Source organism: Stenotrophomonas sp. STEN054, from assembly GCF_056854535.1.
Window position 1 is genome coordinate 1 of record NZ_JBXFWG010000034.1, and the last position, 24,048, is coordinate 24,048.

Consider the following 24,048-nt stretch of genomic DNA (forward strand, 5'->3'; position numbering starts at 1 on the left):
CGGGGCCGGAGGGGCTACCCGCCCCCCCGGGGGGGCGGCGGTCCCCCCCCCACCCCCCCCCGGCGGGGGCGCGGGCCCCACCACGGCCCGCCTCGGCCCCTCCCCCGCCCATTCACCCACCTGAGCGGATTCTGACCGCCCCGGCCATTTTGCTGCACTGCAAAATGCCATACGCCCCCGTCTGGTCCTAGTATCAAACAATCGTTTGATTAAGGTCCGCCGCCCCATGGCCAAGCCCGCCCACTTCTCGACCAAGGACCGGATCCTCGGCGCCGCCGAGGAGCTGTTCGCCCTGCATGGCTTCGCCGGCACCTCGCTGCGCCAGGTCACCAGCCAGGCCGACGTCAACATCGCGGCGGTCAACTACCACTTCGGCTCCAAGGAAAACCTGGTCAACGAGGTGTTCCGCCGCCGCATGGACGAGATGACCAGCGTGCGCCTGGCCCAGCTTGAGCGCGCCCGCAGCGAACATCCCGGCCAGCTGCGCCCGGTGCTGGCCGCCTTCGTCGAGCCCGCCCTGGCCATGGCCCAGGACCGGCAGAGCGGCGGCGCCTTCGTGCGGGTGATCGCCCGCGCCTACGCCGAGAAGAACGACAACCTGCGCAAGTTCCTGTCCGACCACTACGGCCACGTGCTGCGCGCGTTCGGCAAGGCCATCGCCGAGTGCGTGCCGGGCCTGAGCAAGGAGGAGCTGTACTGGCGCCTGGATTTCCTGGCCGGTTCGCTCACCTACGCCATGGCGGATTTCGGCCTGATCAAGCGACCCGCAGGTGTCACCGAAGCGGCGCATCGTGCCCATGCCGCCCATGAACTGATCCATTTCGCCGAAGCCGGGTTCCGCGCCGCCGCACGCGGCAGTGCCCTGCCCGTTTCCCCGTGATTCCACCGGGTGTGACACACCCAGTAACTGCTGACCAACAAAGGCCCTACACCATGTCCAATTCCCTGCTAGTCCGCCGCGCCGCCGTGCTGGGTGCCGGCGTCATGGGTGCCCAGATCGCCGCCCACCTCACCAACGCTGGCGTCGACACTGTGCTGTTCGACCTGCCCGCCAAGGAAGGTCCGGCCGATGGCATCGTGCTGAAGGCGATCGCCAATCTGGGCAAGCTGAGCCCGGCGCCGCTGGCCAGCAAGTCGCTGGCTGAAGCCATCACCCCGGCCAACTACGAGTCGGGCCTGGACCAGCTGAAGGACTGCGACCTGATCATCGAGGCCATCGCCGAGCGCATGGACTGGAAGCAGGACCTGTATAAGAAGATCGCCCCGTTCGTGGCCGACCACGCGGTGCTGGCCTCCAACACCTCGGGCCTGGGCATCAACAAGCTGGCCGACGTGCTGCCGGAGCAGCTCCGTCACCGCTTCTGCGGCGTGCACTTCTTCAACCCGCCGCGCTACATGCACCTGGCCGAGCTGATCCCGGCCACCACCACCGACGCCACCGTGCTGGAAGGCCTGGAAGCATTCCTGGTCACCACCCTGGGCAAGGGCGTGGTGTACGCCAAGGACACCCCGAACTTCATCGGCAACCGCATCGGCGTGTTCTCGATCCTGTCCACCATCCACCACACTCAGGAATTCGGCCTGGGCTTCGATGAAGTGGACGGCCTGACCGGCCCGCTGGTCGGCCGCCCGAAGTCGGCTACCTACCGTACCTCCGACGTGGTCGGCCTGGACACCATGGCCCACGTCATCAAGACCATGGGCGATACCCTGCCGAACGACCCGTGGCATGAGTTCTTCAAATCGCCGAAGTGGCTGGACGCGCTGATCGCCAAGGGTGCACTGGGCCAGAAGACCGGCGCCGGCATCTTCCGCAAGGTCGGCAAGGACATCCTCGTCCTCGACCTGGAAAAGCAGGACTACCGCCCGGCCGACCGCACCGCCGCACCGGAAGTGGTCGAGATCCTGAAGATCAAAAACCCGGCCGAGAAGTTCGCCAAGCTGCGCGAAAGCCAGCACCCGCAGGCGCAGTTCCTGTGGGCGACCTTCCGCGACCTGTTCCACTACAGCGCCTACCACCTGGCCGACATCGCCGAGACCGCGCGCGACGTCGACCTGGCCATCCGCTGGGGCTACGGCTGGTCGCTGGGCCCGTTCGAGACCTGGCAGGCCGCCGGCTGGAAGCAGGTCGCGCAGTGGATCGCCGATGACATCGTCGCCGGCAAGAGCATGAGCAGCGCCCCGCTGCCGGACTGGGTGTTCGATGGCCGCGACGGCGTGCATGCCGCCGAAGGCAGCTACAGCCCGTCCCGCAACGCCAAGCTACCGCGCTCGTCGCTGCCGGTGTACCAGCGCCAGCGTTTCCCGGACCCGCTGCTGGGCGAGAAGTTCGCCCCGGGCGAGACCGTGTTCGAGAACGACGGCCTGCGCATGTGGCATGACGGCGACGGCATCGCCGTGGTCAGCTTCAAGACCAAGATGAACACCGTCTCCGACCAGGTGCTGGACGGCCTGCAGGAATGCGTCAGCCGCGCCGAGAAGGACTTCCAGGGCCTGGTGATCTGGCAGCAGAAGGAGCCCTTCTCCGCCGGTGCCGACCTGGCCGGTGCCCTCGGCCTGCTGCAGGCCGGCAAGGTCGACCAGTTCGAAGAGATGGTCGCCAACTTCCAGCGCACCAGCCAGCGCATCAAGTACTCGCTGGTGCCGGTGGTGGCTGCCGTGCGCGGCCTGGCCCTGGGGGGCGGCTGCGAGTTCCAGATGCACAGCGCCAAGACCGTCGCCTTCCTGGAAAGCTACATCGGCCTGGTCGAGGCCGGCGTCGGCCTGCTGCCGGCCGGTGGCGGCCTGAAGGAACTGGCCGTGCGCGCCTCGCAGGCCGCAGGCCCGGGCGGTGATGTGTTCGCCGAACTGAAGAAGACCTTCGAGACCGTGGCGATGGCCAAGGTGTCCAACTCGGCGGTCAACGCCCAGGAACTGGGCCTGCTGCGCAGCACCGACAAGGTGGTGTTCAACAGCTACGAGGCGCTGTACATCGCCAAGGCCGAAGCCCGTGCGCTTGCTGAAGCCGGCTACCGCCCGCCGCTGCCGGCACGCCGTATCCAGGTCGCCGGTGACGTGGGCATCGCCACCTTCAAGATGATGCTGGTCAACATGCTGGAAGGCCGTTTCATCAGCCCGTACGACTACGAGATCGCCGAGCGCATCGCCACCGTGCTGTGCGGCGGCAAGGTCGATCGCGGCACCCTGGTGGACGAAGAGTGGTTGCTGACCCTGGAGCGCAAGCACTTCGTCGAACTGGCCCAGCAGGAAAAGACCCAGGCCCGCATCGCGCACATGCTGAAGACCGGCAAGCCGCTGCGCAACTGATTGATGGCGGGTGCCGACCGCTGGTCGGCACTCCTCTGCCTCTGGTAGGTGCCGACCGCTGGTCGGTACACCGGCAAAACCCATTCGAGAGATGACCGCAATGACCAAGCAAATCCAGGACGCCTACATCGTCGCCGCCACCCGTACCCCGGTTGGCAAGGCGCCCAAGGGCATGTTCCGCAACACCCGCCCCGACGACATGCTTGCGCACGTGCTGCGCAGCGTCGTCGCCCAGGCCCCGGGCGTGGACGTCAACCGCATCGATGACGCGATCATCGGCTGTGCCATGCCGGAAGCCGAGCAGGGCATGAACGTGGCGCGCATCGGCGTGCTGCTGGCCGGCCTGCCGAACACCATCGCCGCGCAGACCGTGAACCGCTTCTGCTCCTCCGGCCTGCAGGCCGTGGCGCAGGCTGCCGACGCGATCCGCCTTGGCAATGCCGACCTGATGCTGGCCGGCGGCACCGAATCGATGTCGATGGTGCCGATGATGGGCAACAAGATCGCGATGGCGCCGAGCGTGTTCGATAACGACCACGTGGCCATCGCCTACGGCATGGGCATCACCGCCGAGAAGGTGGCTGAAGAGTGGAAGGTCTCGCGCGAAGACCAGGACGCCTTTGCCCTCGCCTCGCACCAGAAGGCCATGGCCGCCATCCAGAGCGGCGAGTTCAAGGACGAGATCAGCCCGTACGAGATCGTCTCGCACCTGCCGGACCTGGCCGACGGCCAGCGCATCATCACCCGCAACAAGGTTGCCGACACCGACGAAGGTCCGCGTCCGGACTCCTCGGCCGAAGGCCTGGCCAAGCTGCGCCCGGTATTCCGCAACGGCCAGTTCGGCGGCACCGTCACCGCCGGCAACTCCTCGCAGATGAGCGACGGTGCCGGTGCGGTGCTGCTGGCCTCGGAACAGGCGATCAAGGATTACGGCCTGACCCCGCTGGCCCGTTTTGTCAGCTTCTCGGTGGCCGGCGTGCGTCCGGAAGTGATGGGCATCGGCCCGATCGCCGCGATCCCGAAGGCACTGAAGCAGGCCGGCCTGACCCAGGACCAGCTGGACTGGATCGAGCTCAATGAAGCCTTCGCCGCGCAGTCGCTGGCGGTGATCCGCGATTGCGGCCTGGACCCGAGCAAGGTCAACCCGCTGGGCGGCGCGATCGCCCTGGGCCATCCGCTGGGTGCGACCGGCGCGATCCGTACCGCGACCCTGCTGCACGGCCTGCGTCGCCGCCAGCAGAAGTACGGCATGGTGACGATGTGCATCGGCACGGGCATGGGCGCGGCGGGTATTTTCGAGGCGCTGTAAGGTTCAAAGCGTTGCCGGTCGGTATGTCGGTGTGCTGCTGGGCCCGGGTGGGTGAGACTGCCCGGGACACGCCGTAAACCCATCCCTGGGGGCTTGGCAGCGGCATCCATGCCGCTGACAGTCCCGGTCAGCCTCACCCACCCGTGCCACCCTGCATTCCGCGCGGCGGAGGGGTGAGCAAAGGCAAGGTCAAAAGCCGGGGTCAGAGCCCTTTGCTGCGCAAAGGGCTCTGACCCCAAAATGCAAAAAAGGCAGCCATTGGCTGCCTTTTTTTTTGCTTTTGCCTTTGCCCTTGATTCCGCCCTTCCCGTCCGCGCCCCACGGAAACTGTCGAGAGGGGGCGGATGGCCCTCTCCAAGACCGTTGGCGCCATGGATGGCGCCATCGAGCACCATGGAGGGGCTTTGGCGTGTCTTGGAGAGGGCCATCCGCCCCCTCCCCCACGTATCAGACAAGGCGCTGCACGGAGCGCTCAAAAACCGAAAAACTCACTCTTCCGCCAGCATCTCCGTCAGCTTCGCGCGCGCCGGCTTCGCCAGCTTCTTGTTCTCAAGCGCGAAACGGATCGTCGCTTCAACCAGGCCCAGATGGGTGCCGCAGTCGAAACGGGTGCCCTCGAAGCGGTAGGCATCCACTTCCTCGGTCGCCAGCAGCGAAGCGATCGCATCGGTCAGCTGGATCTCGCCGCCGGCACCGGTGCCGGTGGACTCCAGCAGCTCGAAGATCTTCGGGCTCAGCACGTAACGGCCGACCACCGCCAGATCGCTCGGGGCGTCCTCCGGCTTCGGCTTCTCCACGATCTGCGAAATACGGCCCTTGCGGCCATCGAACGCCTCGGTCGCGACGATGCCGTAGCTCGCGGTGTTCTCGTGCGGCACGTCCTCCACCGCGATCACGCTGGCACCGCTGGCCTCGTTGAGGTCGGCCATCTGCTTCAGCGCGCCGTCGCCGCGGTTCCAGATCAGGTCGTCGGGCAGCAGCACGGCGAACGGTTCGTCACCGATCACCGCCTTCGCACACAGCACCGCATGGCCCAGGCCCAGCGCTTCGGCCTGGGTCACGAAGACCGCGCGCACACCCTCGGGCAGCACGTGGCGGATCATTTCCAGCTGCTCGTGCTTGCCCGCACGCTCCAGCTTCTGCTCAAGCTCGTAGGCCTTGTCGAAGTAATCGGCAACGGCGTGCTTGTAGCGGTTGGTGATGAAGATCAGGGTGTCACAGCCTGCCTCGATGGCCTCATCGACGGCATATTGGATAAGCGGACGATCGATGATCGGCAGCATTTCCTTCGGAACCGTCTTGGTTGCCGGCAAAAAGCGCGTCCCGAGCCCTGCCACTGGAAAAACAGCCTTACGAATTCGCTTGCTCATTTAATGCCTGTTGGCCTCACGTGCCGGAAAGGGGACCACTTTAGCGGAAGAGATGTATGCGTCTTGTTCAATCGGAGAGAACTCCGGCATGGTCGCGAACAGTACTTCCCGAATCGTATCCGTGTCGTACTCGGCGATTGCAGCACGCAGTCTCGGCACGTTGCCCAGCACCACGTCGCGCGAGAACGTGCGCACGCCGGCTTCGAGCACCTTGGGGTGCGAGGTCGGCCGGTAATCCTCGTCCGAATAGAACAGGGTCTCGTGCAGCTTCTCGCCCGGACGCAGGCCGGTATAGATGATCGGAATGTCCTTGTACGGCTGCTTGCCGGCCAGGCGGATCATCTGTTCGGCGAGCACGCGGATCGGCACCGGCTCACCCATGTCCAGGGTGTAGATGGCACCGTGCGAGCCCGACGCCGCCGCCTGCAGGATCAGCTGGCAGGCTTCGGGGATCGTCATGAAGTAGCGGGTCACTTCCGGGTCGGTCACCGTGATCGGGCCGCCGCGCAGGATCTGCTCGCGGAACAGCGGAACCACGCTGCCGGCCGAGTCGAGCACGTTGCCGAAGCGCACGGTCACGAAACGGGTGTACTTGGACGTCTGGTCCAGGCTCTGGCAGATCATCTCGGCGTAGCGCTTGCTGGCGCCCAGCGCGTTGACCGGGTCGACTGCCTTGTCGGTGGAGATGAACACGAAATGCTCGACGCGCGCTTCCATGCACGCGCGCGCCACGTTCTCGGTGGCGAGGATATTGTTGCGCACGGCTTCGCGCAGCTGGCGCTCCAGCACCGGCACATGCTTGTACGCGGCCGCATGGAAGGCGGTATCGACCGGGTGCAGCGACAGCGCGTGGCGCATCACCGCGGGGTCGCCGACGTCGCCGAGCACGGCTTCGATCTGCACGTCGGGGAAGCTGCGGCGCAGCTCGGCCTCGATGGTCAGCAGCAGCAGTTCGCTCATTTCCAGCATGACGATGCGCCCGGCACCGTGGCGCGCGCACTGGCGGCACAGTTCCGAACCGATCGAGCCGCCGGCACCGGTGACCATCACCGTGCGCCCGCCCAGCCAACCGCGGATCAGGTTCCAGTCCGGCATGATCGGCTTGCGGCCGAGCAGGTCCTCGATGGCCACTTCCTTCAGCTGGCCCGGCAGCGACTGGCCCTGCAGGATGTCGCTGAGCTTGGGCACCGTGCGGAACGGGATGCCGGTGCTCTCGCAGATGGCCACCACGCGCTGCATGCCCACCGCATCCAGCGACGGAATGGCGATGACCAGCAGCTTGGCCGCGGTTTCGCGGGCCACGGCCGGGGCATCGTCGAGGGTGCCCAGGATCGGCAGGCTCTGCAGCTTGGCACCACGCAGGTGCGGGGCGTCGTCCAGCAGACCCACCGGCTCGAAGTTGCCCGAGCGGCGCAGGTCGCGCACGAGGGTCTCGGCGGCCTGGCCGGCGCCGAGGATCAGCACGCGACGCGCGGTGGAATCGGACTGCAGCGCCTGGTAGTCCTTCCACGCGCGATACAGCAGGCGCGGCGCGCCCAGCAGTGCCGACAGCGCGAACGGATAGATCACCAGCACCGACAGTGGCACGCCGTTGAAGCGCTTCCAGGCCAGTACCAGGACGATGGCGACCAGGCCGACGAAACTGGCCTTGAAGATGTTCAGCAGGTCGCTGACGCTGGCGAACCGCCACAGGCCGCGGTACAGGCCGACCCGCCAGAACACGATGCCCTGCAGCGCCAGCACCAGCGTCGTATCGACGTTCCACAAGGGCAGCGACGGGGCGTCAGGCAGGATGGAGTAACGGCCGGCATGCAGCAGCTGCCAGCAGGCCCAGACCATGAACAGGTCATGGCAGACGATGGCCGTGCGAGGCAACAGACCGAGGATTCTGTCCCGCCAGGGTGAAGACATATGTAGCGTAATTCCTTATCGGTGGCGCAATCCATTGCGCAGGAGGAGCCATAGCAGGGCCATCGCGGAAATCCACGCGACCGCTGCGGCAGCCTCCCACCTCGACTGCAATCTGGTGCAAACAAAGAACACTGTAATACTGAACAGGCCTGCAACGAAGTACATCCCTGTCACCTGGGCGTGGCTGGCTCCTGCCTGCACTGCGCGCTGGTAGACGTGCTGGGTGTGGGGTTCCATCCAGCGCTCCCCTGAAAGGATGCGCGCCAACAGCGTGAAGCCCGCGTCCACAAGGAACGGCGAAAGGGGTACCAGCAGCAGCAACCAGTTGATTTCCGTACGCACCGCGGCCACTGCCAGCACTACCGAGACCGCGTAGCCAAGAGCGCCACTTCCGACATCGCCCATGAAAATGCGCGCGTTCGGAAAATTGAATGGGAGGAAACCCAGGCAGGCCAGGCCGAGCACGATCGCCACCAGTGAATACGGCCACGGCAGCACCAGCGCGAAGCCCAGCGCAGCAACCACCGCCTGGCTGCTGGCGATGCCGTTGATCCCATCCATGAAGTTCCAGATGTTGATCAGCGAGGCGGTGAACACCAGCACCAACAGGGCCAGCAGCCAGCTGCCGCCGTGCACCTTGACCAGCGCGGCCAGCAGGCCGGCGGCGATGAAATGGACCAGCAGGCGGCGCAGGGCCGGCAGCGGCTGGTGGTCGTCCCACCAGCCGATGCCTGCCACCAGCACCAGGCCGAGGCTGGCCACCAGCAGGCTGGGCATGGCCACCGGCCACGCCCACATGGCGGCAACCGCTGCCACCAGCAGGCTGATGACGATGGCGATGCCACCGCCGCGCGGGGTCGCCACGCTATGGCTGCGGCGTTCGCCCGGCTGATCCATCAGCTGCCGGCGCAGCGCGTAGCCACGCGCTACCCAGGTCAGTGCGGCGCTGAGCAGGGCCAGCCCCAGCAGCGCGGCCATCACCCGCCAGGCCATGGCTCAGAGCACCGCGTAATTCAGCAGTGGCTTGACCGTGCCCCATTCCTTGCAACTCGGGCACTGCCAGTGGTGGGTACGCGCACCGAAGCCGCAGCGCGTGCAGCGGTAGGCCGGGTTGCGCACCAGCAGCTGGTCGGTGATGTGCTTGAGGTCGTGCAGGGTGGCGGTGGAATCCGCGCCCTCGGCCAGGGTCAGGTCGATCAGCGCCGATTCGCCGCGCACCGACGGACGATCCTTCAGCTGGCGGCCGAGATAGGCACGCGCCGGAGCCACGCCCTCCTGCTCCTCCATCAGGCGGGTCAGCGCCAGCACCGGGGCGATGCCGCGGTAGTGCTCGGTCATTTCCGACAGGAACGCACGCGCGCCGCCGAGGTCGCCCACCTTGCGGTAGTTCTCCATCAGCGCCGGCAGCAGCTCGGGCAGGTACTCGGGATCGTTGCGCGCGGCACGCTCGAAGGCGCGCACGGCGGCCTCGGCATTGCCGGCATCGGTTTCCAGGCGGCCTTCGATGATGCCGGCACGCACCGACATCGCATCGGCCTGATAGGCGCGGGCGATGGCCGCCCTCGCCTCTTCCAGCTTGCCGGCGCCACGGAAGCGCTCGGCCAGCTCGCATTCGAACTGCCCGATCAGCTTGCCCATCGGCTCGCCGGTGACATCTTCGAAGCGGGTGGCGTTGTCGATGGCCTTTTCCCAGTCGCGCTCGGCCTGGTAGATGCCGATCAGGTGCTTGAGCGCCTGCGGTGCGCGCTGATCCAGCTGGGCCAGTTCGGTGAACACGGTTTCGGCGCGGTCCAGCAGGCCGGACTTCATGTAGTCCTCGCCCAGCGCCAGCAGGGCCTGCACGCGCTGCGCGTCGCTCAGGTCGCTGCGGTTGACCAGGCCTTGGTGCAGGCGGATCGCGCGATCCACTTCACCACGACGGCGGAACAGGTGACCCAGCGCGACCTGCGTCTCGAAGGTTTCCTTGTCCAGCTCGGCGATGTGCAGGAACAGTTCGATGGCCTTGTCCGGCTGCTCGTTGAGCAGGTAGTTCAAGCCGCGGAAATAGGTGCTGGACAGGTGGCTGACCTGGTTGTCGCCATGGCGTTGCCCGCCGCGCCGTCCAATGACCCAGCCGGCCAGCGCCGCCAGGGGAAGGAACAGGAAGAACCAGAACCACTCGGTGACGAAATCCATCTTCGATCAGCGTCCATCAAAAGATTGGGAGGGAGAAACCGGCGCCACCGGGGTGGCGACCGACTTGTTGGCGCGGCGCAGCTGGGCGTAGAGCGGAATGACCACGCTCACCAGCACCAGGCCGGCACCGACAATGACACCGATCAGCAGCGAAGCGATGATCGCCACGCCGATCGAGGTCTTGAGTTGGGTGAAAAGCAGGTTGATGGTCATCTCGTCCATGTTCATGGCGCCGATGATCAACCCGAGAAGCAGAACCGCCAGCAGGACCAGCAGACGAAAAACCTTCATGCGACAGCTCCAGTGGCAGGAGGTCGTAGCTTATCCGACTCGCCGCGGTATTCGCACGCAGTGACGCGACAGGACACTCAGGCCGGATCGGCGTCCAGCGGCAGCACACTGCTGACCCGCTCACGCAGTTCCTTGCCCGGCTTGAAATGGGGAACGTGCTTGCCCGGCAGGGCGACCGATTCGCCGGTCTTGGGGTTGCGGCCCAGGCGCGGCGGACGGTAGTGCAGCGAGAAGCTGCCAAAGCCACGGATTTCGATGCGATCCCCTGCAGAAAGGGAACCGCCCATCATCTCCAGCAACGACTTCACCGCCAGATCGACATCATCGGCCTTCAGGTGCGCCTGGCGGCGCGCGAGGATTTCGATCAGTTCGGATTTGGTCATTGCCGGCTCACATCAGGGGTCACTCACCCTGAAACGGCCCGGGCAGGATGCCCGGGCCGTCCAGGAAACAACGTACAGCGTAAGGCCGATTACTCGGACTTGTTGCCGCTCAGCTGTGCACGCAGCAGCGCGCCCAGCTGGGTGGTGCCGCTGGCAGCCGAGGAGGACTGGTATTCCTCCAGCACTTCGCGCATTTCCGCGTCGTCCTTGGCCTTGATCGACAGCTGCAGGGTACGGCCCTTGCGGTCCATGCCAACGAACTTGGCTTCGACCTTGTCGCCGACCTTCAGGTGCTGGGTGGCGTCGTCAACGCGCTCGTTGGCGATGTCGCGTGCCGAGACGTAACCTTCGATGCCGTCAGCCAGCTCGATGATCGCGCCCTTGGCGTCGACTTCCTTCACCACGCCTTCGACCTTGGAGCCCTTCGGATTGGCAGCCATGTACTGGCCGAACGGATCCTGCTCCAGCTGCTTCACGCCCAGGGAGATGCGCTCGCGCTCCGGATCGACAGCCAGGACAACGGCGTCCAGGGTATCGCCCTTCTTGAAGTTGCGAACGATGTCTTCGCCAGTGGTCGCCCAGCTGATGTCGGACAGGTGAACCAGGCCGTCGATGCCGCCGTCCAGGCCGATGAAGATGCCGAAGTCGGTGATCGACTTGATCTGGCCCGACACCTTGTCACCCTTCTTGTGGGTAGCAGCGAAGGTTTCCCACGGATTGGCGGCAACCTGCTTCATGCCCAGCGAGATGCGGCGACGCTCTTCATCGACGTCCAGCACCATCACTTCGACTTCGTCACCCACCTGCACAACCTTGGACGGGTTGACGTTCTTGTTGGTCCAATCCATCTCGGAGACGTGCACCAGGCCTTCGACGCCCGGCTCGATCTCAACGAACGCGCCGTAATCGGTGACGTTGGAGACCTTGCCGAAGACGCGGCTGTTGGCCGGGTAACGACGGGCGATGTTATCCCACGGATCTTCGCCCAGCTGCTTCAGGCCCAGCGAAACGCGGTTGCGCTCGCGGTCGAACTTCAGCACGCGCACGTCCAGCTCGTCGCCGACGTTCACGACTTCGGACGGATGGCGCACGCGCTTCCATGCCATGTCGGTGATGTGCAGCAGGCCGTCGATACCGCCCAGGTCCACAAACGCGCCGTAGTCGGTCAGGTTCTTGACGACACCCTTCAGGATCGCGCCTTCCTGCAGCTTGTCCATCAGCTGCTCGCGCTCTTCCGAGTGCTCGCTTTCGACGACAGCGCGGCGCGAAACCACGACGTTGTTACGCTTGCGGTCCAGCTTGATGAGCTTGAACTCGAGTTCCTTGCCTTCCAGGTAGGCCGGATCGCGCACCGGGCGCACATCGACCAGGGAACCCGGCAGGAAGGCGCGGACATCCTTGATGTCCACGGTGAAACCACCCTTGACCTTGCCGCTGATGCGGCCGGTGATGGTTTCGTTCTTTTCCAACGCTTCTTCCAGCTCGTCCCACACCATCGCGCGCTTGGCCTTCTCGCGCGACAGGACGGTTTCGCCGAAGCCGTTCTCGATGGAGTCGAGGGCGACCTTGACGATGTCGCCTTCGGCGACGTCGATTTCGCCAGCGTCGTTACGGAACTGTTCGATCGGCACGATGCCTTCGGACTTCAGGCCAGCGTTGATCACCACGACGTCGCCGCGGACTTCAACAACGGTACCGCTGACGATGGCGCCCGGCTTCAGCTTGGCCAGGTTGGCCTGGCTGGCTTCAAACAGTTCGGCAAATGATTCGGTCATTAGATTTACTCTGTTGGACACATGGGTCGGTTGGCTTCCCTATCGGAGACATGCCCCGCTGAAGACCGTTACCGCCCGCCTGTTGGTCGACCCCGGAAAAGCAGGTCGTGTGTAGTAGGAAAACCGCCACGCATCATTGCGCGACGGAGCTGGTACAGCACGGCTATGCGCGACCACCACCGATGATGCTGGTGGCACTCCCGCGCGAACGGATCAGGCAGCCGGAACCGGAAGCAGATCCATCACTCGGGCAACGACATCATCGATGCCGATGCCTGTGGTGTCGATGAGGACAGCATCGTCTGCCGGCTTCAAGGGCGCCACGGTACGCTGGGCATCACGGGCGTCGCGGGCCATGATCTCGCGCAGGAGGTCATCAAAGTTAACAGAAACCCCCTTGTCTTTCAACTGCTTATGCCGGCGCTCGGCGCGCTCCTCGGCGCTGGCGGTCAGGAAGACCTTGTAGGGGGCGTCCTTGAAGATCACCGTGCCCATGTCGCGGCCGTCGGCGACGAGGCCCGGCAGCTCCCTGAATGCGCGCTGGCGCTCCTTCAGGGCGGCACGGACCTCGGGAATGGCGGCAATGGCCGAGGCCAGCGCTCCAGTGGTCTCCAGGCGCAGCTCGTCAGTGGCATCGGTGCCGTTGACCATGACCCGCATCGATTCCCCCTGCTCAACAAACTGAACATGGGTGTCGAAAGTGCAGCGCACCAGCGCCGAGGCATCGGAGGTATCGATGTCGGCCCAGCTCGCGGCCACGCCCACCGCCCGGTACAGGGCGCCCGAATCGAGGTAGTGCCAGCCCAGGCGGCGCGCCACGATGCGGCTGATGGTACCCTTGCCGGCCCCCGAAGGGCCGTCGATGGTCAGGACGGGAGCGAGTGGATTCATGGGGGTCCTAGCGCGTGTGAAGGGGCCATTCTAGCGCCTGCCCAAGGCCCCGCGCAGAGACTTTGGCGCAACCACTTGAAACGACGACAAAAAGCCCGGTAGAATGGCGGGCTTGAACGAGCGCCAACTGCCGATTGTCTTGCGCATATCGCGGCCACGCTCCACCCGAACAACTACTGTTTACGCCGAGGTATGCCATGAAAATCCTGTCCTCCCTGAAGTCGGCGAAGGCCCGTCACCGCGACTGCAAGGTCGTCCGTCGTCGTGGCAAGATCTTCGTCATCTGCAAGTCGAACCCGCGTTTCAAGGCGCGTCAGCGCTAAGCCTCACGGCCTCCGGGCCGCGGCTGGTCCCACGCGGGACCGACCCGATGCAAGAAACCGCCTTCGGGCGGTTTTTTGTTGCGTGCAGCTTTTTTTCCTGCCGTTTTTTGCTGTAATCGCCTTTCTTGACCACTGGGGAGTAGATCGAGATGAAGCATTACCTGAGCACGCTGGCCGTCCTGGCCACCCTGGCCGCCGCCACGCCGGCGCTGGCCGATACCCTGCTGGTCGACCGCGCCGCTGAAAAGCCGGCCGGTGCCCTGCCCGTCCGCGGCCAGAGCATGCAGCAGGTGCAGTCGCAGTTCGGCGCGCCGAGCGAGCAGCTGCAGCCGCGTGGCGGGCAGAAGCGCCAGTGGCCGACCATCAACCGCTGGGTCTACCCGCAGTTCACTGTCTACTTCGAGAAGCAGAAGGTGATCGACGTGGTGGCCAACAAGGCGGATCCGAACGAGATCGGCCCGAAGCCGCCGATCCGCTGAACCCCCTACCCGCCACTGGCGGGCCTGTGTAGCGAGACCATGAACCAGACCCTTCGTTTTCCTGCCGAATGGGAAGCCCAGAGCGGCGTCCTGATTGCCTGGCCCACCGCCGACACCGACTGGGCCGACCGCCTGGGCCAGGTGGAGGAGACCTACATCGCGCTGGTCGCCGCCATCACCCGCTTCCAGCCGGTGCTGATCTGCGTGGCCGACGACGATGTGGAGACCTATGCCGAAATGCGGCTGCGCTCCAACCGCATCGACATGGACCGGGTCCGCTTCACCACGGCGGCCTATGACGACACCTGGCTGCGCGACTCCGGCCCGATCACCCTGCGCCGCACCGACGGCAGCTTCCAGCTGCTGGATTTCCGCTTCACCGGCTGGGGCGGCAAGTTCGACGCCACCCTGGACGACCAGCTGGTGGGCGCGCTCGACCAGGCCGGCGTATTCAACAACGCACCGGTGCGCAGCATTGCGTTCGCGCTGGAAGGCGGCGGCATCGAGACCGACGGTGAAGGCACCCTGCTGACCACCTGGAAGTGCCTGCACGAGCGCCACCCGGACCGCGACCGCGCCAGCCTGACCGCCGACCTCGCCGACTGGCTGCAGCAGGATCGCGTGCTGTGGCTGGACCACGGTTACCTGGAAGGCGACGACACCGACGCCCACATCGACACCCTGGCCCGTTTCGCCTCGCCTGACAGCATCGTCTACCAGGCCTGCGACGACGAGAGCGACTCGCACTACGCCGAACTGCAGGCGATGGGCAACGAACTGGCCGCGCTGCGCACCAAGGATGGGCAGCCGTACCGCCTGTTCCCGCTGCCGTGGGCACAGCCGGTGATCGACGAAGGCCGCCGCCTGGCCGCGTCGTACGCCAATTACCTGATCGTCAACGGCGCGGTGCTGATGCCGGCCTACGGCGACCCGGCCGACGACCTGGCCCGCGACGTGCTGGCCCAGGCCCACCCGGGCCGCGAGATCGTGCAGGTACCCTGCCGCTCGCTGATCTGGCAGAACGGCAGCCTGCACTGCATCACCATGCAGCTGCCGGAAGGGTTGTTGAAGGCGTAAGCCGGACCGGTAGCGCCGGGCCATGCCCGGCGAGCGCAGCGGTGTCCTGAAAATCCGCCGGGCATGGCCCGGCGCTACCGCCCCGCTTATCATCCCCCCACCACCCGCCAGGGAGCTGTTCCCGATGCCGTCGCTGTCGCCCCGCCGCCCGCTGGCGCTGCTTGCCCTGATCGTGGTGATGGCGGCGATCTTCCTGCTCGACACCGTCACCGACTATGCCGTGGCCGCCGCCTGCTTCTACGCGGCGGTCATCCTCGCTGCCTCGCGGGTGATGGCCCCGCGCGGCCTGCTCATCCTGGCGGCCGCCTGCATCGCGCTCACCGGCCTGAGCTTCTTTCTCACCCGTTTCGGCACCTACCGTATCGGCCTGGTCAACTCGACCATCGGCATGCTGGTTATCGGCATCACCACCTGGCTGGTGCTGAAGACGGAAGCGGCCAAGGCGGCCGTGCAGGAAGCCCAGGCGCGCCTGCTGCGGGTTGCCCGCGCCTCCACGGTGGGCGAACTGACCACCTCGATCGCGCATGAAGTGAACCAGCCACTGGCCGCCATCGCCAGCAGCGCCGAAGCCAGCCAGCGCTGGTTGGCGCAATCGCCCCCCAATGTCGACAAGGCGCTGCAGGCCATCGCCCGCATCCTGTCCGATGCGCACCGCGCAAGTGACGTGATTGCCCGGATCCGCGGCCTGACCCAGGGCGCCGCGCCCGAACGCCGCGCCTTCGACCTGAACCAGGCCGTGCAGGACATGCTGGCCCTGTCACGCAATGAACTGGACCAGCACCAGGTGGATGTGGCGCTGCTGCTCGATGCCGACCTGCCGCCGGTGTTCGCCGATCCCGTGCAGGTGCAGCAGGTGATCGGCAACCTGCTGCTGAACGCGGTCGACGCGATGGCCCTGCTGCCGCCTGGTGAGCGCCGCATCGCGCTGGCGACGGCGCGCGATGGCCTCGGCCAGGTCAGCCTGAGCGTGCGCGACCGTGGCGTCGGCCTGCCCAGCGAACAGCCGGACCGCGTCTTCGATGCGTTCTGGACCACCAAGGACCATGGCCTCGGTCTGGGCCTCAGCCTGAGCCGTTCGATGATCGAGGCCAATGGCGGCCACATCCGTGCCGAGCGCCCGGCCGGCGGCGGTGCCTGTTTCGTGTTCGAGTTGCCGGCCGCCGGCAAGGATGACCATGCGTAAGCCCCTGCCACCGCCGGCCGAGCTGGCGCCCATCGTCTACGTCGTCGACGACGACGCGTCCGTGCGCGCGGCGCTGGAGGACCTGCTGGCCTCGATGGGCCTGGAGGTGCGCGCCTTCGCATCCACGCAGGCCTTCCTCGACCACCCGCGCGAGGATGCTCCGGCGTGCCTGGTGCTGGACGTGCGGATGCCCGGGCAGAGCGGCCTGGACTTCCACCGCAGCATGGCGGAACTGGGCTTGCAGCTGCCGGTGGTGTTCATCACCGGCCACGGCGACATCGCCATGGGCGTCAACGCGATCAAGGCCGGCGCCATCGAGTTCCTGACCAAACCTTTCCGCGACCAGGAGCTGCTGGACGCCATCCACAAGGGTATCGCGCTGGACCGCGAGCGCCGCCGCGAAGGCGAGGCGCTGGGCGAGCTGCAGGCACGCTGGCACACCCTCAGCGTGGGCGAGCGCGAGGTGGTCGACGGCGTAGTGCGCGGCCGGCTCAACAAGCAGATCGCCGCCGACCTGGGCGTCAGCGAGATCACGGTGAAGGTCCGTCGTGCGCAGGTAATGCGCAAGATGGAGGCGCGCACGTTGGTCGACCTGGTGCGCATGTATGACCGCCTGCAGGCTGCTGCGCCATGAACGCCTACGTAGCCCTGCTGCGTGCGGTGAACGTGGGCGGTACCGGCAAGCTGCCCATGGCCGGGCTGGTGGCTATGTGCATGGACGCGGGCTTTGAAGAGGTGCGCACCTACATCGCCAGCGGCAACGTGGTGTTCCGCAGCAGCGCGGACGAGGCGACGGTACGCGATGCCCTGGCGGCGCGACTGCAGGCCTACGCCGGCAGACCGGTGGGCGCGCTGGTGCGCAGCGCTGCGGAGATCGCCGACGTTGCCGCGCGCAACCCGTTCCCGCAGGCCGCCGGCAATCGCGTGGTGGCGCTGTTCGTCGATGGCCCGCTGCCCAGCGACCCGCTGCAGGGCGTGAAAGGCCTGCACGGCGAACAGCTGGCGCTGGGGCCACGCGCACTGTACGTGCACTACGGCGACGGCATGGCCGATTCGAAGCTGCGCATTCCCTGCGCTGCCCACGGCACCGCGCGCAACCTCAACACCGTGGCGAGACTGGCCGCGATGGCCGCTGCGCTGGGTTGAGAGTCCACTTCTTCATCGACGACCCCAGCACCTCGCGCTCGGTGGCCGGGCCAACCATCGCGCTTATTGCAGCCATGAGCAATACGCGAAACGGGAAAAGAAGGGGCCGTGATAGCGTCGTTGCACCTTCACCCGCGACCTTTCCGCATGCGCCTGCTGCCTCTTGCCCTCGTCCTTGCCACCTGCCTGCCGCTGGCCGCCCATGCCGCCGAACCGGTGCTGTCGCAGCTGAAGGCCTACACCGTTGATCCCTCCTGGCTGCAGCCGATCGCCCCGCTGCAGATTGCCGACCACACCTGGCAGATCGGTACCGCCAATCTCACCTCACTGCTGGTGCAGACCCCGCAGGGGGCGGTGCTGCTGGACGGCGGCATGCCACAGATGGCCGATCACCTGCTGCACAACCTGCAGCTGCGCGGCGTGGCCCCGGCCGACCTCCGCGCCATCCTGCTCAGCCACGCCCATGCCGACCATGCCGGGTCGGTGGCCGAACTCAAGCGCCGCACTGGCGCGCGCATACTGGCCAATGCGGAGTCAGCGGTGCTGCTGGCCCGTGGTGGCACTGATGACCTGCACTTCGGCGATCGTTTCGCCTTCCCGCCGGCCCATGTCGATCGCATCATCATGGATGGCGAGATCGTCGACATCGGCGGCATGCGCTTCACCGCACAGTTCGTACCGGGCCACACCCCGGGCAGCACGGCCTGGACCTGGACCGACACCCGCGACGGCAAGCCGGTACGAATCGCCTATGCCGACAGCCTGAGTGCACCGGGCTACACGCTGAAGGACAATCCGCGCTACCCGCACCTGGTCGAGGACTTCCGCCGCAGCTTCGCCACCGTGCGCGCCCTGCCCTGCGACGTGCTGCTGACCCCGCATCCGGATGGCAGTGGCTGGGACTATGCGGCCGGGGCCAAGGCCGGCGCCAGGGCGGTGACCTGCGGTGCGTATGCGGATGCCGCGGAGCAGAAGCTCGACGCCGCCCTGGCCCGGTAGAGTCGAGCTCGCTCGACGCCGCCCTGGCCCGGTAGAGTCGAGCTCGCTCGACTGTTCTGAAACAGCCGAGCATGGCTCGCCTCTACAGAAAGCATAGGCCGCTACTACGGCACCTCGGCCATCGCGCGCATCCGCACCGGGATCGATTTGGCCGCGGGCGTGCCGCTGATACGGTCATGGTAATCCAGCGGCAGCAGCGCATTCAGCTCCGGGTAGTACCCCGCCAGCGCGCCGCGGGGCATCGGGTAGTCCAGTACGGTCAGGCCGTCGATGCGCCGCACCACGCCATCACTGGCGATGGTCTCCAGGCTCACCCGCGCCTCCTTGCCAAGCCCACGTGCCAGCCGGTCCTCGATGTTCATGAACACCACGTTGCGGTCGTTGTAGACGCCACGGTAGCGATCGCTGTAGCTGTAGATGGTGGTATTGAACTGGTCGTGCGAACGCACCGTGGCCAGGCGCAGCATGTCTGGGTCGTCCACGATGTCATTCACCTCCAGGCCTGGCATCACCAGTATGTTGGCCTTGCCGGTGTCTGTCGGCCACACCCGACGGCGCGGCGGGATGTCCAGATGAAAGCCATGCGGTTGCTGGATGCGCTCATTGAAGCCGGCGTAAATCTCGGGGTAGACCGCTGCGATCAGTTCGCGGACCTGCGTGTAGTCGTGCATGCACGAGGCCCAGTCCACCCGGCTGTCCGGCAGCGTGGCCATGGCCATGCGACAGACGATCTCCACTTCCGGCAGCACGTGCTCGCTGACCGGCTCGAGCACGCCCCCCGAGGCACTGACATTGGACATCGCATCTTCGATGGTCACGAACTGCACGCCGGCCGGCGTGCGGATGCACTCCGAGCGCGCTACCACCGGCAGGATCAGCGCATCGCGGCCGTGCACCAGATGGCCTCGGTTGAGCTTGGTGGCGATGCCCACGGTCAGCTCCAGCCGCCGCATCGCCTCATAGGCACGCGGCGTATCGGGCACAGCGTGGATGAAGTTGCCGCCGAGGCCGATGAACACCCTGGCCGATCCATCCAGCATGGCCTGCATGGATTCGACCACGTGGTGGCCATCCGCGCGCGGCGGCTCGAAACCGAATACCTGCTGCAGCCGATCCAGGTAGGCGGGCTTGGGCTTTTCATCGATGCCGACGGTGCGGTCGCCCTGCACGTTGGAGTGGCCACGGATGGGGCCGATTCCAGCGCCGGGCTTACCGAAGTTGCCACGCAGCAACAGCAGGTTGGCTACCTGCTGCAGCAGCTGCGAACCGTGCTGATGCTGGGTCAGTCCCATGCCGTAGCAGATCACCGTGGCCTGTGAACGGATGTAGACTTCCGCGCAGCGCCGGATCTGCGCCTCGGCGATGCCCGACACCCGCACGATCTCGCCCCAGGGCTGCGCCAACACGTCCTCGCGCAGCGCATCCAGGCCAAGGGTGTGCTCGGCCAGGAAGGCGTGGTCAAGCACGGGCTCGCCCTGCGCTTCGCGCTCGAACATCACCTTCATGATGCCCTTGATGAAGGCGAGGTCGCCGCCGATGCGGATGTGCACGAACTCGCTGCTGATCTCGGTCGAGCCCAACGTGGCCATCTGTACGATGTCCTGCGGCTCGGTAAAGCGGATCAGCGCACGCTCGGGCATCGGGTTGACCGCCACGATGGGGATGCCACGTTTGCGCGCTTCCACCAGGTTGCTCATCATCCGCGGCGAATTGGTGCCGGTGTTCTGGCCCATCACGAAGATCGCCTCGGCATGCTCGAAGTCGTCCAGCACGATGGTGCCCTTGCCCACCCCGATCACCGGCGGCAGGCCGCGGCTGGTGGGTTCATGGCACATATTGGAGCAGTCCGGGAAATTATTGGTACCGAACTCACGCACGAAGATCGAGTACAGGAACGCCGCTTCGTTCGGCGTGCGGCCGGAGGTGTAGAACTCGGCCTGGTCAGGATGGTCGAGCGCGCGCAGGTGCCGGCCGATCAGCGCGAAGGCCTCGTCCCAGGTGCACGGCACGTAGTGATCGCTGGCCGTGTCGTAGCGCATCGGCTCGGTCAGCCGCCCCTGCATCTCCAGCCAGTAGTCGCTCTGTTCCATCAGTTCGCTGACCGTGTGTTCGGCGAAGAGCTCCCGGGTTACACGGTGCTCGGTCGCCTCCCAGGCCAGTGCCTTGGCACCGTTCTCGCAGAACTCGAACCTGCGCCGGTGGTCGGCATCGGGGAAGGCGCAGCTGGGGCACTTGAAACCGCCCGGCTGGTTCATCGCCCGTAGCGCCTTGGAGCCCTTGCCGACCACGCTCTGCTGCAGCAGCACCTTGGCCGTCGCTCCGGCCGCACCCCAGCCACCGGCCGGTTGGTTGTAGGGGGTGTATCGCGGCGGCTTCTGTTCGGACATGGCTTGGCAACCTGGTAGCGCGCAAGGGACCGGGGCCAGTCAAGCACGACCGTAGCTGTCGCGCCATCACCCGGTTAAGGGGCGCCAGCGTGCCACGGCAACAGTTACAACGGCGTCTTCCCATGACCGCTGCGCTATCCTGTGGCGGTACATGGCCTTTGTGCTCCACCCAGGACGTACTGCATGCCCGCACCGCCCCCGCCTACCACACCGCCTGCCGGTACTGCGTTGCGCACCCTGCAGCGCTGGCGTGAAACGGGACGGGACGAACGGGTCGACTTCATCGCCGAGGAAGTGCCGGTAGCGATGGGCTACAACGGCACGGTCTTCGCGGTGATGATGGCCACGCCCTGTGACCTGGAGGACTTCGCGCTGGGCTTCTCGCTCAGCGAGGGCCTGATCACGCGCTCGGAGCAGCTGATGGCCGTCGAGGTGCATGACCAGCTGGAAGGCATCGAACTGAAGATGACCGTTGCCGCCGACGCGCCCGGTGCGGCACTGGCCCCGTCCGACAGTCGTCTGCTGCCGGGCCGGGGCGGCTGCGGCCTGTGCGGCTCGCGGCAGTTGGAGGACGTGCTGCGACCTCTGCCGCCGGTGGGTGATCGCCGCCTGTATTCACCCACTGCACTGCAACGCGCCGTGGCCGGACTGGCCCAGCACCAGCCGATGAATGCCGCCAGTGGTTCCACCCACGCCGCCGCCTGGGCCGATGCCAGTGGCCGCATCGGCTGGGTACGGGAGGATGTCGGCCGCCACAACGCATTGGACAAGCTGATCGGCGCGTTGCACCACAACGCACACGGCAGCGAAGGCGGCCTGCTGGTCATTTCCAGCCGCGCCAGCTACGAGATGGTCAGCAAGGCGGCGCGCGCTGGTGTCAGCGTGCTGGCGGCAGTCTCGGCACCCACGGCGCTGGCCATCGACCTGGCCCGCACCGCCGGCCTGTGCCTGGTGGGGTTTGCCCGCAATGGCGGGTTCAATGTGTATACCCACCCTGAGCGATTGCAGGCGCCGTAGCGTCGAGCTTGCTCGACTGCTCAGGAGCAGCAGAGCATGGCTCGGCTCTACAACGGAGACGGCAGTCGAGCATGGCTCGACTCTACAGGTCCGCTTACCGGCAACCGTCCGGCAAGGCGGCAACGGCCGCCACCACCTCCCCCTGCATGCCCTTTCCTACGGCCATGTCCAGCTCGCCTCCGGCACTGCCGTGCTGGCGTTGCACCTCATGCTCGCAGGCGCCGCGCACACGGCTGCGCGCGTTGGAGCGCAGCATGCTGCAGCGCCAGTCCCCCGGGCCCAGCGGCAGCACCGAATAGACCACGCTGTTGCAGGCATTGCCTGCGCGCTCGACCAGGCTGCGACCGCCGAAGTCGCGCGGCACACTGCTGCGCGTCGGGTCGTAATAGCTGTCGGGGAAGCTGCGCGCGTACTGCTCGACGTCCACCTGCAGCGGCTGTGTCCCCAAGGCGGGCAACTGCAGCGGTTCATCGCATTCCGTGCTGTCGGCGCGGTGCTGGATGAACTGATAGATCGGCCGATCAAGCCGACGGTCCTCCGCGGTCACCGCACTGACCGCACCCAGCACCGGCAGCGCGGCGCGGTTGGCCATGCGTGCCAGCACACCGGCCTCGGCCGGGACGCAGCGATCACGCACCGTGGCCGCCAGCAGGAACACCACGTCGTCACGGAACGCACGATCCTCGCGCAGGTGCCGCTCGATGTCGGCCTGCAGCGCGGGCACCGGTGCGGGGAACGCCACGGACGGCGGACGTCCCTGCGGTGCCCAGCGCTGCCAGGCCAGCAGCGCGGCACCGATCCCCAGCCAGTACGAGCGCCGCATCAGCTGCCGATCGCCGTCAGCGTGGCCGCGTCCGCATCATAGGAGGCGCTGGCGATGTCGCCCTCGAAGCGCTTGATCCGCAGGTGGCCCGACAGCCGATAGGCATCCCACAGATTGCCGATTGCAATCGGCTTGGCCAGGGTCACGTGGATGATCTGGTTCGGTGGCGGCGGCGGCACGTGGATGCAGGCGCCGTAGAACGGCACGAACAGCAGTTCATTCACCGCCCCGGCGTCGTCCATGCCCAACGGCACTACGTACCCGTCCAGGTCGACCTCGCGACCGTCCACGTCATCGACGACGGCAGCGGAGCCGAACTGCTGCGCGCGGTCGGGGCTGGAGTGGTCGATGGCCGCGCCCGGCGGCGTGCCCGAGCCCGTGTCATCGATCAGCCCACCGACGCCGGACATCGCACCCATGCCGCCGCTGCGGTCGATGCCGATCTGCGGCGGCGGGCGCAGGAAAGCGTCCTCCTCCGGCATCAACGCGCTCCAGGCCGTGATCGCGCCCTCGGCCGGCGCGGCCTTATCCGGCGTGCTCACCGCATCGGACGTGGCCGCGGCGGCAGCTGGTTCGGCCGCCACGTCGGGCACATCGCCGCCGGGCCGGCTGCAACCGGCCAACAACATCAACACCAGGATACAGACGTTACGGTTCATAGGGCCTCAACTCGGGGTCTGCCATGGTGTAGGCCGAACCGGCCAGATCGTCGTCCACGCGCTCGGCGCGCAGGGTGCCGGCGAGGAAGAACGGCGAGTACATGTCCGGCATGTCGATCGGCCGCGACAACCGCACGTGCACGATCTGGTTCGGGGGTGGCGGCGGCACGTGGATGCAGGCGCCGTAGTACGGCACGAACAGGAACTCGGTCAGCCGGCCATCGCTGGCATTGGCCAGCGGCACCACGTAGCCCGGCAGACGCACGGCGCGGTCCAGCACCGTGCCCACCGTGCGGAAGGTGCCGAACTGGGCCATGCGCCGGTTGCCGTTATGCTTCACTTCCGGCCCGTCACCCCGCTCCAAGGCGGCCAGTTCGTCGGCGGGCATCATCTGCAGCCAGTCCAGTTCCTGCTCGGCAGCCGCTTGGGTTGTCGCGCCTTCCTGCACAGGCGTCGGCGGCAGGGCCTGCACGCCGGTATCCAGCGGACGTTCGCAGCCGGCCAGCAGCAGGATCACGGCAAGGGAAAGCCACGTGCGCATCGC

General features: G+C 66.6%; 23 protein-coding genes. 11 read left to right on the top strand and 12 right to left on the bottom strand.

Going from position 1 to position 24,048, the window contains the following annotated elements; genetic code table 11:
* The first annotated feature begins 226 nt into the window (after positions 1-226).
* The 3 genes from AC1VXD_RS13770 to AC1VXD_RS13780 all read left to right on the top strand — a co-directional run bounded on the left by AC1VXD_RS13770 (position 227) and on the right by AC1VXD_RS13780 (position 4,615).
* Positions 227-880: a TetR/AcrR family transcriptional regulator gene (locus tag AC1VXD_RS13770; RefSeq protein ID WP_482992505.1), complete on the top strand. Its 654-nt coding sequence runs from the start codon at positions 227-229 to the stop codon at positions 878-880.
* Between the two features lie 53 nt (positions 881-933).
* Positions 934-3,306, top strand: a complete 2,373-nt coding sequence (locus AC1VXD_RS13775; RefSeq protein ID WP_482992506.1) for a 3-hydroxyacyl-CoA dehydrogenase/enoyl-CoA hydratase family protein — start codon at positions 934-936, stop codon at positions 3,304-3,306.
* 100 nt (positions 3,307-3,406) lie between these two features.
* Positions 3,407-4,615 (top strand): acetyl-CoA C-acyltransferase, encoded by a 1,209-nt coding sequence (locus AC1VXD_RS13780; protein ID WP_482992507.1) that lies wholly within the window; start codon positions 3,407-3,409, stop codon positions 4,613-4,615.
* Between the two features lie 488 nt (positions 4,616-5,103).
* Here the strand turns inward: AC1VXD_RS13780 and galU are convergent, their stop codons facing one another.
* The 8 genes from galU to cmk form a co-directional block, all read right to left on the bottom strand.
* Complete coding sequence (galU, locus tag AC1VXD_RS13785; protein WP_108768617.1) at positions 5,104-5,985, bottom strand: UTP--glucose-1-phosphate uridylyltransferase GalU; 882 nt, start codon at positions 5,983-5,985, stop codon at positions 5,104-5,106.
* A complete protein-coding gene (locus AC1VXD_RS13790) occupies positions 5,986-7,896 on the bottom strand; it encodes a polysaccharide biosynthesis protein (RefSeq protein WP_482992508.1) in 1,911 nt (636 codons plus the stop codon).
* Positions 7,897-7,911: 15 nt separating this feature from the next.
* On the bottom strand, positions 7,912-8,889 hold the full coding sequence (locus AC1VXD_RS13795) for an MraY family glycosyltransferase (protein WP_482992509.1): 978 nt from the start codon (positions 8,887-8,889) through the stop codon (positions 7,912-7,914).
* Between the two features lie 3 nt (positions 8,890-8,892).
* On the bottom strand, positions 8,893-10,071 hold the full coding sequence (lapB, locus tag AC1VXD_RS13800) for a lipopolysaccharide assembly protein LapB (RefSeq protein ID WP_482992510.1): 1,179 nt from the start codon (positions 10,069-10,071) through the stop codon (positions 8,893-8,895).
* A gap of 6 nt (positions 10,072-10,077) precedes the next feature.
* Positions 10,078-10,362 carry a LapA family protein gene (locus AC1VXD_RS13805; protein WP_108764889.1) on the bottom strand — a complete coding sequence of 95 codons (285 nt, stop codon included), beginning with the start codon at positions 10,360-10,362 and terminating at the stop codon, positions 10,078-10,080.
* A gap of 77 nt (positions 10,363-10,439) precedes the next feature.
* Entirely contained in the window at positions 10,440-10,745 is a 306-nt protein-coding gene (locus AC1VXD_RS13810; protein ID WP_005409286.1) for an integration host factor subunit beta, read from the bottom strand.
* Positions 10,746-10,834: 89 nt separating this feature from the next.
* Positions 10,835-12,520: a 30S ribosomal protein S1 gene (gene rpsA, locus AC1VXD_RS13815; protein WP_012510790.1), complete on the bottom strand. Its 1,686-nt coding sequence runs from the start codon at positions 12,518-12,520 to the stop codon at positions 10,835-10,837.
* 213 nt (positions 12,521-12,733) lie between these two features.
* Positions 12,734-13,411 carry a (d)CMP kinase gene (cmk, locus tag AC1VXD_RS13820; protein ID WP_079221613.1) on the bottom strand — a complete coding sequence of 226 codons (678 nt, stop codon included), beginning with the start codon at positions 13,409-13,411 and terminating at the stop codon, positions 12,734-12,736.
* A 197-nt stretch (positions 13,412-13,608) separates the two neighbouring features.
* Between cmk and ykgO the strand changes: the two genes are divergently transcribed.
* The 7 genes from ykgO (at position 13,609) to bla (ending at position 18,618) form a co-directional block, all read left to right on the top strand.
* Positions 13,609-13,734: a type B 50S ribosomal protein L36 gene (gene ykgO / locus AC1VXD_RS13825; RefSeq protein WP_054656844.1), complete on the top strand. Its 126-nt coding sequence runs from the start codon at positions 13,609-13,611 to the stop codon at positions 13,732-13,734.
* 149 nt (positions 13,735-13,883) lie between these two features.
* On the top strand, positions 13,884-14,213 hold the full coding sequence (locus AC1VXD_RS13830) for a hypothetical protein (RefSeq protein WP_108768612.1): 330 nt from the start codon (positions 13,884-13,886) through the stop codon (positions 14,211-14,213).
* A gap of 39 nt (positions 14,214-14,252) precedes the next feature.
* A complete protein-coding gene (locus tag AC1VXD_RS13835; protein ID WP_482992511.1) occupies positions 14,253-15,290 on the top strand; it encodes an agmatine deiminase family protein in 1,038 nt (345 codons plus the stop codon).
* Positions 15,291-15,414: 124 nt separating this feature from the next.
* Positions 15,415-16,473: a sensor histidine kinase gene (locus AC1VXD_RS13840; RefSeq protein WP_482992512.1), complete on the top strand. Its 1,059-nt coding sequence runs from the start codon at positions 15,415-15,417 to the stop codon at positions 16,471-16,473.
* Complete coding sequence (locus AC1VXD_RS13845) at positions 16,466-17,107, top strand: response regulator transcription factor (protein WP_482992513.1); 642 nt, start codon at positions 16,466-16,468, stop codon at positions 17,105-17,107. Before AC1VXD_RS13840 ends, AC1VXD_RS13845 begins: the two co-directional genes overlap by 8 nt.
* Positions 17,104-17,619 (top strand): DUF1697 domain-containing protein, encoded by a 516-nt coding sequence (locus AC1VXD_RS13850; RefSeq protein ID WP_482992514.1) that lies wholly within the window; start codon positions 17,104-17,106, stop codon positions 17,617-17,619. The genes AC1VXD_RS13845 and AC1VXD_RS13850 overlap by 4 nt, the downstream gene beginning before the upstream one ends.
* Before the next feature lie 147 nt (positions 17,620-17,766).
* Entirely contained in the window at positions 17,767-18,618 is an 852-nt protein-coding gene (bla, locus tag AC1VXD_RS13855) for a subclass B3 metallo-beta-lactamase (protein WP_482992515.1), read from the top strand.
* A gap of 104 nt (positions 18,619-18,722) precedes the next feature.
* On the opposite strand, the gene AC1VXD_RS13860 is transcribed toward bla, so the two are convergent.
* The gene (locus tag AC1VXD_RS13860) at positions 18,723-21,005 is read right to left on the bottom strand and encodes an FdhF/YdeP family oxidoreductase (protein WP_482992516.1); all 2,283 of its coding nucleotides are present in this window, start codon (positions 21,003-21,005) and stop codon (positions 18,723-18,725) included.
* 183 nt (positions 21,006-21,188) lie between these two features.
* Between AC1VXD_RS13860 and fdhD the strand changes: the two genes are divergently transcribed.
* Entirely contained in the window at positions 21,189-22,022 is an 834-nt protein-coding gene (gene fdhD / locus AC1VXD_RS13865; RefSeq protein WP_482992517.1) for a formate dehydrogenase accessory sulfurtransferase FdhD, read from the top strand.
* 94 nt (positions 22,023-22,116) lie between these two features.
* On the opposite strand, the gene AC1VXD_RS13870 is transcribed toward fdhD, so the two are convergent.
* The 3 genes from AC1VXD_RS13870 to AC1VXD_RS13880 are packed head-to-tail and all read right to left on the bottom strand — an operon-like array spanning position 22,117 to position 24,045.
* Positions 22,117-22,845 carry a hypothetical protein gene (locus AC1VXD_RS13870; RefSeq protein WP_482992518.1) on the bottom strand — a complete coding sequence of 243 codons (729 nt, stop codon included), beginning with the start codon at positions 22,843-22,845 and terminating at the stop codon, positions 22,117-22,119.
* Positions 22,845-23,504, bottom strand: coding sequence for a DUF3299 domain-containing protein (locus AC1VXD_RS13875; protein ID WP_482992519.1), 660 nt, complete (start codon positions 23,502-23,504; stop codon positions 22,845-22,847). The genes AC1VXD_RS13870 and AC1VXD_RS13875 overlap by 1 nt, the downstream gene beginning before the upstream one ends.
* Positions 23,494-24,045 (bottom strand): DUF3299 domain-containing protein, encoded by a 552-nt coding sequence (locus AC1VXD_RS13880; RefSeq protein ID WP_482992520.1) that lies wholly within the window; start codon positions 24,043-24,045, stop codon positions 23,494-23,496. Before AC1VXD_RS13880 ends, AC1VXD_RS13875 begins: the two co-directional genes overlap by 11 nt.
* Positions 24,046-24,048 lie beyond the last annotated feature (3 nt).

Bases quoted from the DNA above. Each gene is read 5' to 3' on its own strand.
- AC1VXD_RS13770 (WP_482992505.1), top strand. From the start codon at position 227: ATGGCCAAGCCCGCCCACTTCTCGACCAAGGACCGGATCCTCGGCGCC.
- AC1VXD_RS13775 (WP_482992506.1), top strand. From the start codon at position 934: ATGTCCAATTCCCTGCTAGTCCGCCGCGCCGCCGTGCTGGGTGCCGGC.
- AC1VXD_RS13780 (WP_482992507.1), top strand. From the start codon at position 3,407: ATGACCAAGCAAATCCAGGACGCCTACATCGTCGCCGCCACCCGTACC.
- galU (WP_108768617.1), bottom strand. From the start codon at position 5,985: ATGAGCAAGCGAATTCGTAAGGCTGTTTTTCCAGTGGCAGGGCTCGGG.
- AC1VXD_RS13790 (WP_482992508.1), bottom strand. From the start codon at position 7,896: ATGTCTTCACCCTGGCGGGACAGAATCCTCGGTCTGTTGCCTCGCACG.
- AC1VXD_RS13795 (WP_482992509.1), bottom strand. From the start codon at position 8,889: ATGGCCTGGCGGGTGATGGCCGCGCTGCTGGGGCTGGCCCTGCTCAGC.
- lapB (WP_482992510.1), bottom strand. From the start codon at position 10,071: ATGGATTTCGTCACCGAGTGGTTCTGGTTCTTCCTGTTCCTTCCCCTG.
- AC1VXD_RS13805 (WP_108764889.1), bottom strand. From the start codon at position 10,362: ATGAAGGTTTTTCGTCTGCTGGTCCTGCTGGCGGTTCTGCTTCTCGGG.
- AC1VXD_RS13810 (WP_005409286.1), bottom strand. From the start codon at position 10,745: ATGACCAAATCCGAACTGATCGAAATCCTCGCGCGCCGCCAGGCGCAC.
- rpsA (WP_012510790.1), bottom strand. From the start codon at position 12,520: ATGACCGAATCATTTGCCGAACTGTTTGAAGCCAGCCAGGCCAACCTG.
- cmk (WP_079221613.1), bottom strand. From the start codon at position 13,411: ATGAATCCACTCGCTCCCGTCCTGACCATCGACGGCCCTTCGGGGGCC.
- ykgO (WP_054656844.1), top strand. From the start codon at position 13,609: ATGAAAATCCTGTCCTCCCTGAAGTCGGCGAAGGCCCGTCACCGCGAC.
- AC1VXD_RS13830 (WP_108768612.1), top strand. From the start codon at position 13,884: ATGAAGCATTACCTGAGCACGCTGGCCGTCCTGGCCACCCTGGCCGCC.
- AC1VXD_RS13835 (WP_482992511.1), top strand. From the start codon at position 14,253: ATGAACCAGACCCTTCGTTTTCCTGCCGAATGGGAAGCCCAGAGCGGC.
- AC1VXD_RS13840 (WP_482992512.1), top strand. From the start codon at position 15,415: ATGCCGTCGCTGTCGCCCCGCCGCCCGCTGGCGCTGCTTGCCCTGATC.
- AC1VXD_RS13845 (WP_482992513.1), top strand. From the start codon at position 16,466: ATGCGTAAGCCCCTGCCACCGCCGGCCGAGCTGGCGCCCATCGTCTAC.
- AC1VXD_RS13850 (WP_482992514.1), top strand. From the start codon at position 17,104: ATGAACGCCTACGTAGCCCTGCTGCGTGCGGTGAACGTGGGCGGTACC.
- bla (WP_482992515.1), top strand. From the start codon at position 17,767: ATGCGCCTGCTGCCTCTTGCCCTCGTCCTTGCCACCTGCCTGCCGCTG.
- AC1VXD_RS13860 (WP_482992516.1), bottom strand. From the start codon at position 21,005: ATGTCCGAACAGAAGCCGCCGCGATACACCCCCTACAACCAACCGGCC.
- fdhD (WP_482992517.1), top strand. From the start codon at position 21,189: ATGCCCGCACCGCCCCCGCCTACCACACCGCCTGCCGGTACTGCGTTG.
- AC1VXD_RS13870 (WP_482992518.1), bottom strand. From the start codon at position 22,845: ATGCGGCGCTCGTACTGGCTGGGGATCGGTGCCGCGCTGCTGGCCTGG.
- AC1VXD_RS13875 (WP_482992519.1), bottom strand. From the start codon at position 23,504: ATGAACCGTAACGTCTGTATCCTGGTGTTGATGTTGTTGGCCGGTTGC.
- AC1VXD_RS13880 (WP_482992520.1), bottom strand. From the start codon at position 24,045: ATGCGCACGTGGCTTTCCCTTGCCGTGATCCTGCTGCTGGCCGGCTGC.